The organism is Paenibacillus sacheonensis (genome assembly GCF_009909195.1).
GTDB lineage: Bacteria > Bacillota > Bacilli > Paenibacillales > Paenibacillaceae > Paenibacillus_Z > Paenibacillus_Z sacheonensis.
Genome location: NZ_JAAAMU010000008.1, coordinates 49,494 through 62,823, shown reverse-complemented (window position 1 = coordinate 62,823; position 13,330 = coordinate 49,494). Strand labels below are relative to the sequence as shown.

At 58.8% G+C, this 13,330-nt stretch carries 12 protein-coding genes; 6 read left to right on the top strand and 6 right to left on the bottom strand.

Annotation, left to right across the window (positions count from 1 at the left end; genetic code table 11):
- Positions 1-239: 239 nt before the first annotated feature.
- Positions 240-1,457 (top strand): NO-inducible flavohemoprotein, encoded by a 1,218-nt coding sequence (hmpA, locus tag GT003_RS16865; protein WP_161699871.1) that lies wholly within the window; start codon positions 240-242, stop codon positions 1,455-1,457.
- A 128-nt stretch (positions 1,458-1,585) separates the two neighbouring features.
- Here the strand turns inward: hmpA and GT003_RS16860 are convergent, their stop codons facing one another.
- The 6 genes from GT003_RS16860 to GT003_RS16835 form a co-directional block, all read right to left on the bottom strand.
- A complete protein-coding gene (locus tag GT003_RS16860; RefSeq protein ID WP_161699869.1) occupies positions 1,586-2,092 on the bottom strand; it encodes a Crp/Fnr family transcriptional regulator in 507 nt (168 codons plus the stop codon).
- A gap of 641 nt (positions 2,093-2,733) precedes the next feature.
- A complete protein-coding gene (locus GT003_RS16855) occupies positions 2,734-3,591 on the bottom strand; it encodes an Hcp family type VI secretion system effector (protein WP_161699867.1) in 858 nt (285 codons plus the stop codon).
- A gap of 85 nt (positions 3,592-3,676) precedes the next feature.
- A complete protein-coding gene (locus GT003_RS16850) occupies positions 3,677-3,856 on the bottom strand; it encodes a hypothetical protein (protein ID WP_161699865.1) in 180 nt (59 codons plus the stop codon).
- A gap of 26 nt (positions 3,857-3,882) precedes the next feature.
- The gene (locus tag GT003_RS16845) at positions 3,883-4,455 is read right to left on the bottom strand and encodes an Hcp family type VI secretion system effector (protein ID WP_161699863.1); all 573 of its coding nucleotides are present in this window, start codon (positions 4,453-4,455) and stop codon (positions 3,883-3,885) included.
- Positions 4,456-4,634: 179 nt separating this feature from the next.
- Positions 4,635-5,786 (bottom strand): DNA polymerase III subunit beta, encoded by a 1,152-nt coding sequence (dnaN, locus tag GT003_RS16840; RefSeq protein ID WP_161699861.1) that lies wholly within the window; start codon positions 5,784-5,786, stop codon positions 4,635-4,637.
- Between the two features lie 4 nt (positions 5,787-5,790).
- On the bottom strand, positions 5,791-6,054 hold the full coding sequence (locus GT003_RS16835) for a hypothetical protein (protein ID WP_161699859.1): 264 nt from the start codon (positions 6,052-6,054) through the stop codon (positions 5,791-5,793).
- Between the two features lie 176 nt (positions 6,055-6,230).
- Between GT003_RS16835 and rlmN the strand changes: the two genes are divergently transcribed.
- The 5 genes from rlmN to GT003_RS16810 all read left to right on the top strand — a co-directional run bounded on the left by rlmN (position 6,231) and on the right by GT003_RS16810 (position 13,197).
- Positions 6,231-7,292 (top strand): dual-specificity RNA methyltransferase RlmN, encoded by a 1,062-nt coding sequence (gene rlmN, locus GT003_RS16830; protein WP_161699857.1) that lies wholly within the window; start codon positions 6,231-6,233, stop codon positions 7,290-7,292.
- 99 nt (positions 7,293-7,391) lie between these two features.
- Positions 7,392-7,655, top strand: a complete 264-nt coding sequence (locus GT003_RS16825) for a hypothetical protein (protein ID WP_161699855.1) — start codon at positions 7,392-7,394, stop codon at positions 7,653-7,655.
- 188 nt (positions 7,656-7,843) lie between these two features.
- Positions 7,844-8,311 (top strand): transcription elongation factor GreA, encoded by a 468-nt coding sequence (gene greA, locus GT003_RS16820; protein WP_161699853.1) that lies wholly within the window; start codon positions 7,844-7,846, stop codon positions 8,309-8,311.
- Positions 8,312-8,882: 571 nt separating this feature from the next.
- Positions 8,883-10,043, top strand: coding sequence for a GntR family transcriptional regulator (locus GT003_RS16815; RefSeq protein WP_161699850.1), 1,161 nt, complete (start codon positions 8,883-8,885; stop codon positions 10,041-10,043).
- Between the two features lie 124 nt (positions 10,044-10,167).
- On the top strand, positions 10,168-13,197 hold the full coding sequence (locus GT003_RS16810; protein WP_161699848.1) for an alpha-mannosidase: 3,030 nt from the start codon (positions 10,168-10,170) through the stop codon (positions 13,195-13,197).
- The last annotated feature ends 133 nt before the right edge of the window (positions 13,198-13,330 follow it).

Below are 13,330 nucleotides of genomic sequence, written 5' to 3'. Positions count from 1 at the left end.
TTTATGCTTATTTCATTCGACAATATCCATCATATTCCTTCGTAATTACCAGCTTATGGCGAATTCGCTGCCTGGGGAGTTCAATAAATGGACTTACTTCGCCTTCATAATCCGCTGATTTGTCCTGCTGTCACCGTTTGTTCCCAAACGCTGTGATTGCAATCACAGTCCAGTCGGCTGCCGGGCCTTATACTTAAGCCATATCCAATACACGCAAGAGGAAAGCGAGGCGTTCAAGCATGTTAAGCCAAGCCAACATTGATATTATCAAAGCAACGGTACCGGTGCTGGAGATCCACGGAACGACGATCACGAAACGGTTCTACGAGCGGCTGTTCCAAAGTCATCCGGAGCTGCTGAATATATTCAACCACGCGAATCAGAAGCAGGGCAGGCAGCAGACGGCGCTTGCGAACGCGGTCTACGCGGCAGCCGTGAACATCGAGAAGCTGGAGGCCATTCTGCCGGTCGTCCGGGGCATCGCGCACAAGCATCGGAGCCTCGGCGTTAAGCCGGAGCATTATCCGATCGTCGGGGAACATCTGCTGGGCGCGATCAAGGACGTGCTGGGCGATGCGGCGACGGATGAGATCTTGGGCGCATGGGCGGAAGCGTACGGCATTATCGCGGATGCGTTTATCGGCGTGGAGGCGGAGATGTACCGGCAGGCCGAGTCGCAGCCCGGCGGCTGGGAAGGTTATCGTCCCTTCAAGGTGGCGAGGAAGGTACAGGAGAGCGAGGTCATTACGTCGTTTTATCTGGAGCCGGTGGACGGCGGAGCCATCGCGGATTTCGAGCCTGGACAATATATCAGCGTTAAAATGGACATTCCGGGCGAAGAGCACACCCACATTCGGCAGTACAGTCTGTCGGGGCACCCGGGGGCCGCGTATTACCGTATCTCGGTGAAACGGGAAAATACGGCGGATGATCGTCAGGCGGGAAGAGTGTCCGTCTACCTGCATGCGGACGTTCAAGAAGGAAGCGTGCTGCAGGTGTCCGCGCCTGCCGGCGAATTCAAACTGGATCGGACGGATGCGCGTCCCGTCGTGCTCATCAGCGGAGGCGTGGGTCTGACGCCGATGGTGAGCATGCTGCGGACGCTTGCGGAGGAACGGCCGGCACGGAGCGTAACGTTCATTCATGCCGCGCAGCATGGCGGCATGCATGCGTTGAAGGATGAAGTCGAAGGCATGGTGAGCGGGCGGCCGGAATTCTCGACCTTCTGGATCTACGCCGCGCCTACGGCGGATGACCGGGCAGCGGGCGCGTACCACAAAGAAGGCCGGATCGACCTTCCGTGGCTGCAGGAGGTCGTTGCCTCGAAGGAGGCCGTATTCTACTTCTGCGGGCCGCAGCCTTTCATGCAGACGGTGAATCGGGCGCTGAAGGATTGGGGCGTTCCGGCGCAAGACCGCCGCTTTGAGTTCTTCGGTCCGGCCGGTGCGCTGGATTGAGGCTGGCTTTGGGGGATGGGAAAGAACCGGCAATGCGGGAATGTGCAATGCAGAGCAGGGCGAGGCAGGGCAAGGCAGGGCAGGGCGAGGCAGGGCAAGGCAGGTCAAGGCAAGGCAGGGCAGGGGAGTCAAGACTTGGCTCGTTGGACGCGGAGGAGCCGGTTGACGGTTTCGCGGCGCAAGCCGATCAGCTGGCCGACCTCGTCCTGCGTCAGCACGTCCGTCAGCGGCGCCTCGCCGATATACAAGTGAAACCAGGCCTGCAGCTTGCGCAGCTTATCCGCGGGCGCGATCTGCGTGAGCTGGTCGATGCGCTGCTGCATCATGCGCAGCTTGTCCTGCAGCAGCAGCGCGATTTCCCGGCACCGGTCGGCATCGTCCTGCAGCTGCCGATACCAGTCCGCTGCAGAGATGACGTCGATCTCGGAGGCGGCCAACGCGACGGCCGTGCCGAAATACGGATTCGGACTGATGAGGGAATGATGCGGGATCGTTTCTCCGGGCGTGATGATATTGACGAGAAACGGCGTCCCGTCCGGATGGACGCGCATGATTTTGAGCAGGCCGCTGCGCAGATGGAAGAGGGGGCCGGATTCCCCTTGGCGGAATAAGATCTCGCCTTTGTTTAACTGCATGGATGGGCTCCTTTCTGGTTGTATTATTCGATGAAGCAGAATTATTGCTGCTCGATCAAGCGGGATGAATGCCGCATTCCCCGACTTCCGTCGGTGAACGCAAACCAATCCTATGCTTACGAAGCGGCTGAATGCTGCATGTTCAATCTCCGGTTGTACACGCAAACCAATCCTATGCTTACGAAGCAGGCGAATGCTGCATTCTCGTCTCGCGACGAGAACGCAAACCAATCGCCTCTATCATACCAATAGCTTCACCTTCTCTCCACGCTTGTATTTTCTTGCCGTACGGCGAGACGGGCAGGAGACAAGGCACGATCAACGAGGGACAGTCGCATTCTTCGGCGTGCGCGAGCGGAGCTCCCTTGGACACCCGAAGTCAGATCATTGTACGCGACGAAACCGCCTGCGCCGTTTTTCAACCCGGCATCGAACAGGACCGATCGGCCTGAGCCGATCCGGCAGCCCGGCTGCTACGGATCGTTGGTCGCCGTGGCACGTTAAGCAAGCCCGAAGGCTGAGCTGAGGCAACAATCCGCATAGATTAAGTTGTCGCAAACGCCAAACAGGAGCCGTGCTTGCCGCCATGTGAGATGGCGGAAGACAGCTCCTGTTTGGTTAGGCCGATCCAAGGCGGGCGGTCAATAACTGCCGCTGCCGGCGAACGTTCCGTCATCGAAATTCATGACGCTCGGCGACTCGACGTCACCGGCTTCGTCGGTGCTGTAGTACTCGACGGTATGCGTATCTTCCGCATAGATCGCGAACGGGCCGGTGTAATCGGTCCAAGCCCCGCCGTTGATCCGGTATTTCGTCCCCGTCGCTTCATTGTTCGAGGCAGTCGCTTGCAGCGTCACCGTAAAGCCTTGGATGTACTGATACCCCTTCGCGGTGGTGGCCATGATCGGCTCGAAGTGGTATTTGGTAAGCACGGAGGTCTCGGCGGCCGGACTGCCGATCGATACCGTCGACGTCGGTCCCGCCGATCCGTCGGGCTTCTGCATCGTATACTTGAACAGCATGGACTTGGCCTGCAGCTTCAGCGTCTCTTCAAGTCCGGCTTCCGAAGATCCGCCGACCTCGTAGTCCGTCACGACAATTTCGGACAGGTGCACGATCATGTAAGTGAAGCTTCGATCCGCGCCGCGGGTTTGAAAATACAGGTAGCCGTCCTTGACGTGCTTGCCGGTCGCCAGCATCTTCAACAAGGGCAAGGAGGCGGCATCTGCCCGCTTGGCCAGCGTTATCTCGCTAAAGGACGGCTTTACCTGTTGGCCGCCGGGAGACGAGAGGGATGCTTCGGCTCCGAAGCCATAGCTATCGACGGGGATGGCATCCTTGATCTTGCTGTCGGAGTACTCGCCTTTGATGCCGTCCAGCGTAAGCAGGATGGAAGGAGCGCCGCTCGCCGCGTAAGCGGGCGGTTGCGACGGGAAGAAAAGCAGGATCGCGGACAGAATAACCGCTGCCAGGCTCACTTGAAGCATTCTCGCGAACAAATCGATCTACTCCTTTATAGGACGATTGCAATGAAGACGCCGGTTTGCGGCGCACTCCGGCACGGCGGCTGGAGCCGCCGCGGATTCAGCTGTCGAACTGGTTCCGTTTGTAGAATCCGTCGTTCGGGAGGAACTGCCACGGCTTGTCGGGACCGCCTTCCGTTTTCATGACGCTCAGCACCTGCAGCACGGGGGCCTCCCAAGGTCGCTTAAGGTTCTTGAGGCTGCCCGCATGTTTCAAATTCTCCGTTTGAGAAAAGCTCATCGTCATCTGCCTCCGTTCATCTTAAGTTAGCTGACTTTGCCGGCGTTTTGATCGATCTCCAGCGTTTGGAGTGGAAGCGGGCGGCCTGCCCCGTCGTAGGCCTGGTAGGAGAACGTCATCTTCGAGGCGCGAAGCGAGAACGATTCCGTAAAGGGATTTCCGCCAGCTGAGTCCGAGTATTGACTGGACGTGATGAAGATCTGCTCCAGCTTGACCGTCAGATAAGGCTTGGAATCTCCAGATCCGTAGAAATACAGCGTGCCGTCCTTGATCGCTTTACCGCTCGCCAGGTTACCCAGGAGCGGCAGAGAAGAGGAATCCAAATATTTCATGAAGCTGAAATCGTTATACTGAGGCTTGCCCGCACCGCCTCCGCCGCCTCCGACGACCGTTGCGGTGTTTGTTGCGCCGAACGAGAAGCTTAAAATTTCGATGCCGCCTTTATGGCCGGCATCCTTGCTCTCGCCCTTGATATTGGCGAGTTCGAGAATCATGCGCGTAGTCCCGGGTGCGGCGGAAGCGGTTACGGGAATTGCAAGTGCGGCGATCATAAGGGCCAGCATAACGATAAAGGGTCTCGGCAGCAAACATTTAAACAATACGATCAGCTCCCTTGAATGATTTTAATGATACATTTTGTATCATTGTATCATATTCCAGAAGCGTACGGCTACCATCAAATAGACAAACCCGAAGTGATTCGGACAATATTACGCCGGCTTCGATATGGGCGGTCTTGCCGCCGCGCGAAAGCGAGGCGCTGGGCCGTGGACCGGCGTCATTCGTCCGCGGTCCGGACCGGCGTCATTACGTAAAGCCATTCATCCTCGCCGAAAGCCGGGGCGGTAATGACGATCGGCTTGCGCGGATCGGAGAAGGATAGCGTAATCAAGCTTCCGCTGACGGTTTGGAGCATGTCCCGCATGTAGGCTCCGTTAAACGTAATCTGGAGTGGCATTCCGCTTACTGTGCAGAAGGGGAGGATTTCTTCGGCATCCCCTGTTCCTTCGGCATGCGAGGAAAGGGTTACGCGCTCGTGATGGACGACGAGCTTCACGAGCCGGCGCTCCCCCGCGAAAGCGGCCGAGCGCTCCAGCGCTTGGAGCAAATCGACCGCTTGGAGACGGAGGAAGGTGGTCGGTTCGTCGGAGGCGATGCGGTCGAGAGAGGGGTAAGCGCCTTCCAGCAGCGGCAGCTGAAGACAGACTCCGTCGCATTCGAACCGCACGCCGTTCGATCCGGCCGTCATCGTCGTCGCGGGGCCGTCTTCGTACTTCGGCGCATTGACGAAAGCCAGGAGCGGATGCGCCGGGATGATGATGGTGCGCGAAGAAGGGGTGGCTGCGGCATCGCCGGCTTTCCAAGGCAGGCGCAGCATCGAGCACCGTACGCCGTCCGTTGCGGTGAAGGTCATGCCGGCCATCGTCATGCTGCAGCAAATCCCCGTCAGAACCGGCCGGGCGTCGGAGCTTGCGGCGGCGAAGGCGAGACGCCGGACGAGCTGCTTCAGCCTCGAGCTCTCGAAACGCAGCTGATGGGCCGCTTCCGGAAGAGCCGGCTCCGGGTAATGCTCGGCAGCGAACGCGCTTAACCGGAAAACCGCGCTTGCCGTTCGAATATTCAACCTTGAGCTGCTTGCGGATTCCAGCGAGAGGGAGCCGGCAGGCAAGCATCGGACGAGGGCTAGCAGCGTTCGCGCCGGGACGACGAGCTGTCCCGATTGGCGGACGGCTGTATCTCCTGCACCGGCTCCTGCAGAGAGACGAGCTTCGATCGTCATCCCTCCGTTGCCGGCCGTCAGCCACAGGCCGTCGGCGCCTGCTCGCAGGCGAATCCCGCCGAGAATCGGAACAGCCGGTTTAGCGGGAATCGCGGGCGTCAACCGCTGAAGGGCGGCATGGAGCGCCGCTTGCTGGACGTCGACGAGCATGGCTTCACTCCCTCTCGTTGTGGTTCGTATTCGCTGCCAAATGCAGGTAGCCGTGGATGATCTCGCGGAGCAGCTCGGATTTGGAGCAGGGACGATCCTGGCAGATGGCCTCGAATGCTGCCCAATCATCCTCCGTCAAGGTCAAGGACACCTTCCGCGTGCCGCCGATTCCTTTGCGCCCTGCGCCTTCTCTGGGACCGCCTTGCGTATACAGCATGGCCAGCTGATTCTCTTGCGGGATGAAGCCGAGCTTGAGTTTATTGGGCATGGATAAGGACTCCTTGTATTTTGAATTAGGTAACTTAAATCATAATAGGATAGTTTTACCATACCATATCGATCTCCATTTGGCAAAAGAGGCCGGCTCTTGTATTCGCCGTTGAATTTTGGGAGAATGAAAGGGAATATGAACGCAGTACTGCTATTGAAAAGAGGACTTGGGCAATGAATAAACCTTCTATATATGGATTAACGCTCGAGCAGCTGACCGCTTGGCTTCAGGAGCATGGACATAAGAAATCGCGTGCGCTGCAGGCGTGGGACTGGCTCTACCGAAAGCGCGTCACGTCGTTCGAAGCGATGGAGGACGTGAATGCAGAGTGCCTCTCGCTGCTCGCGGCGCACTACGACATCGAGACGCTGACCGAGCATACGAAGCAGGAATCGGCGGACGGCACGGTCAAATTCCTCTTCAAGCTGCAGGACGGCAATCTGATCGAGACCGTGTTCATGCGGCACAAATTCGGCTTGTCCGTCTGCGTGACGACGCAGGTCGGCTGCAACATCGGATGCAGCTTCTGCGCGAGCGGGCTGATCAGCAAGAGCCGGGATCTCTCGGCGGGCGAGATCGCGGAGCAGATCATGAAGGTGCAGCTGTACCTGGACGCGGCCGGCCGGGGCGAGCGCGTGAGCCACGTCGTCGTCATGGGCATCGGCGAGCCGTTCGATAACTTCGAGAACCTCGTCGACTTCCTGGACGTCATCAAGGATCACAAAGGGCTCGCCATCGGGGCCAAGCATATCACGGTATCGACGAGCGGACTCGCGGACAAAATCATCGAATTCACCGACCGCGGCCTCGGCGTGAATCTCGCGATCTCGCTGCATGCGCCGAACAATGAGCTGCGCACGCGGATCATGAAGATCAATCGGGCGATCCCGATCGAGAAGCTGATGGCGGCGATCGATTACTACATCAGCAAGAACAAGCGCCGCATTACGCTGGAATATATCTTGCTGCGTGACGTGAACGACCGGGAAGAGCATGCCCTGGAGCTTGCCGACTTGATCGGCGAGCGCCGCGCAAGCGTCAACGTGAACCTGATCCCGTACAATCCCGTCGACGAGCACAGCCAGTACCAGCGGAGCGAGCAATCGTCCATTCGCGGCTTCTACGACGCGCTGAAGAAGCGTCAGGTCAGCGTCAGCGTTCGTTTGGAGCACGGCACCGATATCGACGCCGCCTGCGGACAGCTGCGCAGCAAGCAAATGCGAGCCTCCGGCTAAGAATGCGAGCTACCGGCAAAGGGAGAGCTGTCCATACCGTTCGGACGCGCTCGGAATAAGATAAGGCAGAATCTTATTTCGAAAGGATGGCGGCGGCGAATGGTCAGAACGAAAGCAACGAAGCTGGAGAATCAAGTGTATTCGAATCGAGTGGCGCGCTCGGAGTTCGACCGGAATTGGCGATCGCATATCACCCGTTCCGGGTACTTCGTATACGTGGCCAAGTGCGACGGCGCTTCCGTCACCGTGCTGCTCACGACGGGAGCCTCCAAGCTGATCACGTTCGTGCGAGGCGGAAAAGTATGGGTCGGCCAGGGCGGAACGAGCCATTACAGCAAACCGCATGTGGCGAAGGATTTGTAAGCCTGCCGCTCATGCCGGAACCATGAAGGCACCTTTCCGCAAGGTGTCTTTTTTGCTGTCCGTTCTTATATGCGTTTGCATTTTGGTCAAGAATAACGGGATGAGACGAAGGGTTGTTGGCCTCTTCACGGACAAACGGCCTGAAATAAGGTACACTAGAGTTATCTTATTGAACGGGAGCGGTTAGCATGTCGAAGGAACAAGTGATTTTGACGAAAGAAGGGTTCGATAAACTACAGGAGGAGCTGGATGATCTCAAGTACGTCAAACGCAAAGAGCTGGCGGCGCGGATCAAGCTGGCGATCAGCTACGGGGACTTGAAAGAAAACAGCGAGTACCACTCGGCTAAGGAAGACCAGGCGTTCATGGAAACGCGGATCATGGTGCTCGAGAAAATGCTGGCCACCGCGCGGGTCGTGGAAGGCGGCAATACGGACAGCGTGCAGATCGGCGCCACGGTTATCCTGCATGACGTGGAGTTCGACGAGAAGATCGAGTATCAGATCGTGGCACCGGCCGAAGCGGACGTGGCGGATAACAAGATTTCCTACGAAAGCCCCCTCGGCAAGGAGCTTCTTAACAAAAAGATCGGAGCAATCATCAAAGTCACCGCGCCGATGGGCGTTATCGAATATAAGCTGCTCGAGATCAAATAGCGCATTACGCGCTGCTCGCGCAGTAACTGCCAGAACGGCTATCTTACCAAACAACGGGTGCTCGCTGCCGGTTCCTTTACGGGAATCGCGGCGGGCATCTTTTTGTGCTGCCTGTGTCGATACCCGCGCGCATCCTCGTATCCTCGCATCCTCGTGCAACCGGGGCGGCCATCGGACTTCTAATTTCATATTCCGTTTTCCTCGGTTGGTTATCTGTCCTGCGGTCATCCTGCGTGGCTTCTAGTCTCCCGCCTCTTACTACCTCTTCCTCTGCCTCCTTCGGTCCGACTTCTCTCCCTCCTCTCCCTCCAACGGTCTGTTTACTCTTCGTCTCGTTTATCCCCATGCAGCCCTTCCAACGGACTCATTCAAGCTCATCGGCAAGTTTTTACGATCTATTCGGCGTTCATTCGCCTAAACCTGACATGCCCTCCCTCTTTTTCGCTGCGGTTCAACCCCGATTTACAGCAATCGACGGCGCCTTGTCGGGACTGGATTGGAAATCGAATGCCAAGGCTCCCTTTTATATGATATATTGAATATAAATATTTAGTGGAGGAGGAAATCGGCGATGAGCACGGACAGGGAGCCGTTATATATACGCATTCAGAATCATTTTAAGGATGCGATCCGTGCGGGACGGCTGCGGACGGATGATAAGATCCCGACGGAAAAGGAGCTGCTGGAGCAGTTCGACGTCAGCCGAATAACGGTCGCGAACGCGCTCGGCGAGCTGGCCCGGGAAGGGTGGATCCGGCGTATACCGGGGCGCGGCACTTATGTCCAAGGCGTGCCGGAGGATGACGGCGGCTTTGCGGCGGAGGATGCTTCGGAACCGGAACGGCTGCAGGCGCAGGAAGGCAAGGGCGCGCGGCCGCGGATCGGCGTCGTTATCCCGTTTATCGGCGATTACTTCGCCATCCGGCTGCTCGCGGGGCTGCGGGCTGCCGTGGAGGGCGCGGGCTGCTCGCTGATCGTGATGTTCACGTTCAACGACAAGGAACGGGAGACGGAGTTGATCCGCGAGCTGCGGGACACAATGGATGGAATGGTTGTTTTTCCGGTGGACGCGGCTGTTTACAACGAGGAAATCATCGGGCTCAAAATGAGCGGTTACCCGTTCGTGCTGATCGACCGCTACCTGCCCGGCGTCGAGACGAATACCGTGCTTGCGGACGGTGCGCTTGCCGCGAAGCTGGCCGTGGATCACCTGTGGGCGCTCGGGCACCGGCGCATTGCGATATGCGCGGATACGCCGGTCGCGACGGTCTCGGTCGACGAGCGGATCAACGGCTACATGAGCGCGCTTAAGGCGAAGGGAGCGCTTATCGATCCGATGCTGCTGCTGACCGATTTCAACGTGCACGGCGTGGGAAGGGGCGGGGGCAATCCGCTCGCGCAAGCGATCGCAAGCCGTGCGGCTACGGCCTATATTGCGCTCAACAGCACGCTCGGGCTGCATATCGCGGCGCTTGCCAAAGCGGCGGATCTCGAGGTGCCGCGGGACCTGTCCATCGTGGCGTTCGATAACCCGAGCGGAGGGCTGCTGAAAGAACGGGGAGCGTTCACGTACCTCGATCAGAATGAAGGCGAAATGGGCCGCAGGGCAGGGGAATTGCTGTTGGAATCGCTGCGAAGGAAAGGTCGGGGCGCGTCGTCTTATAAGCGAATCGTGCTTGAGCCGGAGCTCGTCGTGCGAGAGACGACGGCGAAGGCGCCGCCCTCCGAATAGGCGAGCGAAGAGATGCGCCTGGAACGGGTGCATTTTTTATTTTAGAAAACCGATTGATCTATTATATATATATAATATATTATTATGTCATATACAACTGAGTAAAGGGATGGTGACGGATCGAATGCCGCATACACCGATTAAGATGGACGTTCTCCGAAAAACGCTGCAGGGGATCGAATCACGTATCTATACAAAGCTGGCGCCGCTCGAGCTGACGGCTTACGCCACGAAAGAGCCGGTGACGTTCGCGGAGCGCGCGTCCGGCGAACGGCTGGAGCTGCAAGCCGGCGACAAATGGGGCGAGCGGTGGGACTGCGCATGGTTTCATTTCCGCGGCCGGGTGCCGGATTCGGCGGCGGGCGCCAAGATCGTATTGCTGATCGACGTAAACGGCGAGCTGTGTATCTTTGACGAGGAAGGCACGCCGCTCCAGGGACTGACGAACGTAAACTCGGAATTCGATCTGACGCTGGGCTTGCCCGGCAAACGCGTGCTGCCTTTCGCGGAGCGCGCGGCCGGCGGGGAAACCGTCGACCTGTGGGGCGATGCCGGCAACAACGACCTGTTCGGTTTCTACCGCAGCGGTACCGTGAAGGAAGCCGACATCGCGATCTGCCATGAAGAGGTTCGTCAGCTGTACTACGATTATGAAGTGCTGCTCGACTATATCGAAAATATCGAAGACAAGTCCGCCCGGACGGCGCGGATTACCCAAGCGCTGTACGACGTCCATCTGCTGCTGCGTTACCCGTCGGACGAGACGGTAGCCGAGTCGCGCAGGCTGCTCGGCGCTGAACTAGCGAAGCAGGGCGGCGACCCGACGATCACGGCGACCGCGGTCGGCCATGCGCATATCGATCTGGCGTGGCTGTGGCCGATCCGGGAGACGTTCCGTAAAGGCGCGCGGACGTTCGCGACGGCGCTTCGCATGATGGAACGCTACCCGGACTACGTGTTCGGCGCGAGTCAGCCTCAGCTGTACCAGTGGGTGAAGGAGCAGCATCCGAACCTGTATGCGCAGATCAAACAGCGCGTCGCGGAAGGGCGCTGGGAAGTGCAGGGCGCGATGTGGGTCGAGCCGGATTCCAACATCGCCGGGGGCGAAGCGCTCGTTCGTCAGATCCTGCACGGCAAACGGTTCTTCCAAGAGGAGTTCGGCCTGGACATGCGCATGCTGTGGGTACCGGATATTTTCGGTTATTCCGCGAGCCTGCCGCAGCTGTTGAAGCAGTCCGGCGTCGACTACGTCATGACGCAGAAGCTGTCCTGGAGCGTGCACAACGATCATCCGCACCATACCTTCTTCTGGGAAGGCCTGGACGGCAGCCGCGTGCTGACGCATCTGCCGCCCGAGGATACGTACAACGGTCCGGCGCTGCCGCGTTCGATCATGAAGGCGGAGCGGGACTACTACGATAAGAACGTCTCCGAGCACTGCCTCGTCGTATTCGGTATCGGCGACGGGGGCGGCGGGCCGGGCGAGGAGCATCTGGAGCGTCTCTCGCGTCTTAAAAACCTGCAGGGGCTCATTCCGGTGAAGCAGGAGCCGGCCATCGACTTCTTCGACAAGCTGAACGCGAACGCCAGCCGGTACAAGACGTGGAAAGGCGAGCTCTACCTGGAGAAGCATCAGGGCACGCTGACGAGCCAAGCGCGCAACAAACGCTTCAACCGCAAGCTCGAGAAGGCGCTGCGCGAGCTGGAATTCGCGGCTTCGCTTGCTTTTGCGGCGGGAGGCGGCGCTTATCCGGCCGAGGAGCTGGACAGCATTTGGAAGGAAACGCTGCTCTACCAGTTCCATGATATTCTGCCGGGCTCCTCGATTACGCGAGTCTTCGACGAGTCGCTGGCACGGTACGAAGCGCTGCTTGGCCGCGTGAACGATCTGACGGCTGCGGCGTACAGAGAAGCGGCGGCTTCGGTCGCGGCAGGCACGGAAGCGAAACGTCCTGCGGTGCTGTTCAACTCGCTGCCTTGGACGCGCAAGGAGTGGATCGGCCTCGGTCAAGGTCAGTGGCGCGAGGTGGAAGTTCCGGCCATGGGCTATGCGGTTATCGATTCGGATGCACAATCGGTACTGGCGGAACAGGAGCTTCTGCAGGCGGCGGATGACCGTTTGGAGAATGACCTCATTCGCGTGAGCTTCCTTGCGGACGGCAGCGTCGGCTCCGTCTACGACAAGGCGCTCGGCCGCGAAGTGTTGGCTGCCGGCGAGCGGGCCAACGTGCTTACGGTGTACAAGGACGACGGCGATGCGTGGGACTTCCCGGAAGATTATGCCGCGGCAGGCTCCGAATCGATGAAGCTGACGGGCACGCGCGCGTTCGTCGATGGTCCGCAAGCGATCGTCGAGCAGCGGTATGCGTACGGCCAATCCACGCTGGTCCAGCGCATCTCGCTGACCGCCGGCAGCAAGCAACTGAAGTTCGGCACGGAAGCGGACTGGCAGGAGGACGGCTGCATGCTGCGCGCGATTTTCCCGCTGAACGTCTATACCGAGTTCGCCAACTGCGAAATTCAATTCGGTCACCTGAAGCGGCCTACCCACCGCAATACGATGTGGGATTATGCGAAAGACGAAATTTCCGCGCATCAATGGATCGATCTGTCGCAGCCGGACTTCGGCGCCGCGATTCTCAACGACTGCAAATACGGCTACAGCGCGAACGGAAGCACGATCAGCATCAATTTGCTGCGCAGCCCTTCTTACCCGGACCCGTCCTGCGACCGTGCGCAGCATCAGTTCGACTATGCGCTGCTGCCGCATGAGGGAGATTTTATCGCAGCGGAAGTTTATAAAGCGGGCTATGCGTTCAACACGCCGATCGCGGTCGTCGAAGCTGGCGGCTCCCGTTCCGGCATCCTGCCGGCAGACGGTTTCTCGGCGATCGATCTGGAGGGCCGCGGCGTGATGATCGAAGCGGTGAAGAAAGCGGAAGACGGGAACGCGCTGATCGTGCGTCTGTACGAGACGTCCGGCGCGAACGCATCCGTCCGTCTGCGCGTCCGTCTGCCGCATGCAGCGGCATCGTTGGCCGATCTGATGGAGCAGGAGACCGCTGCGCTGACGGCTGATGATTCGAGCAGCGACGGCGGCTATGCGTTGTCGTTCGCGCCGTTCGAGATCAAGACGGTGAAGGTAAAGCTATAAATTTCAACGTTGGCGTGAATGCTGGCGGTTCGAAGGCCTCGGTCTCCTGTTTGGGAGGCCGGGGCTTTTTATGCGTCTGTGGGATAGGAGGGAGGGGCTGGTTACCCGCGACTGGAATTTCTATTCAACCATC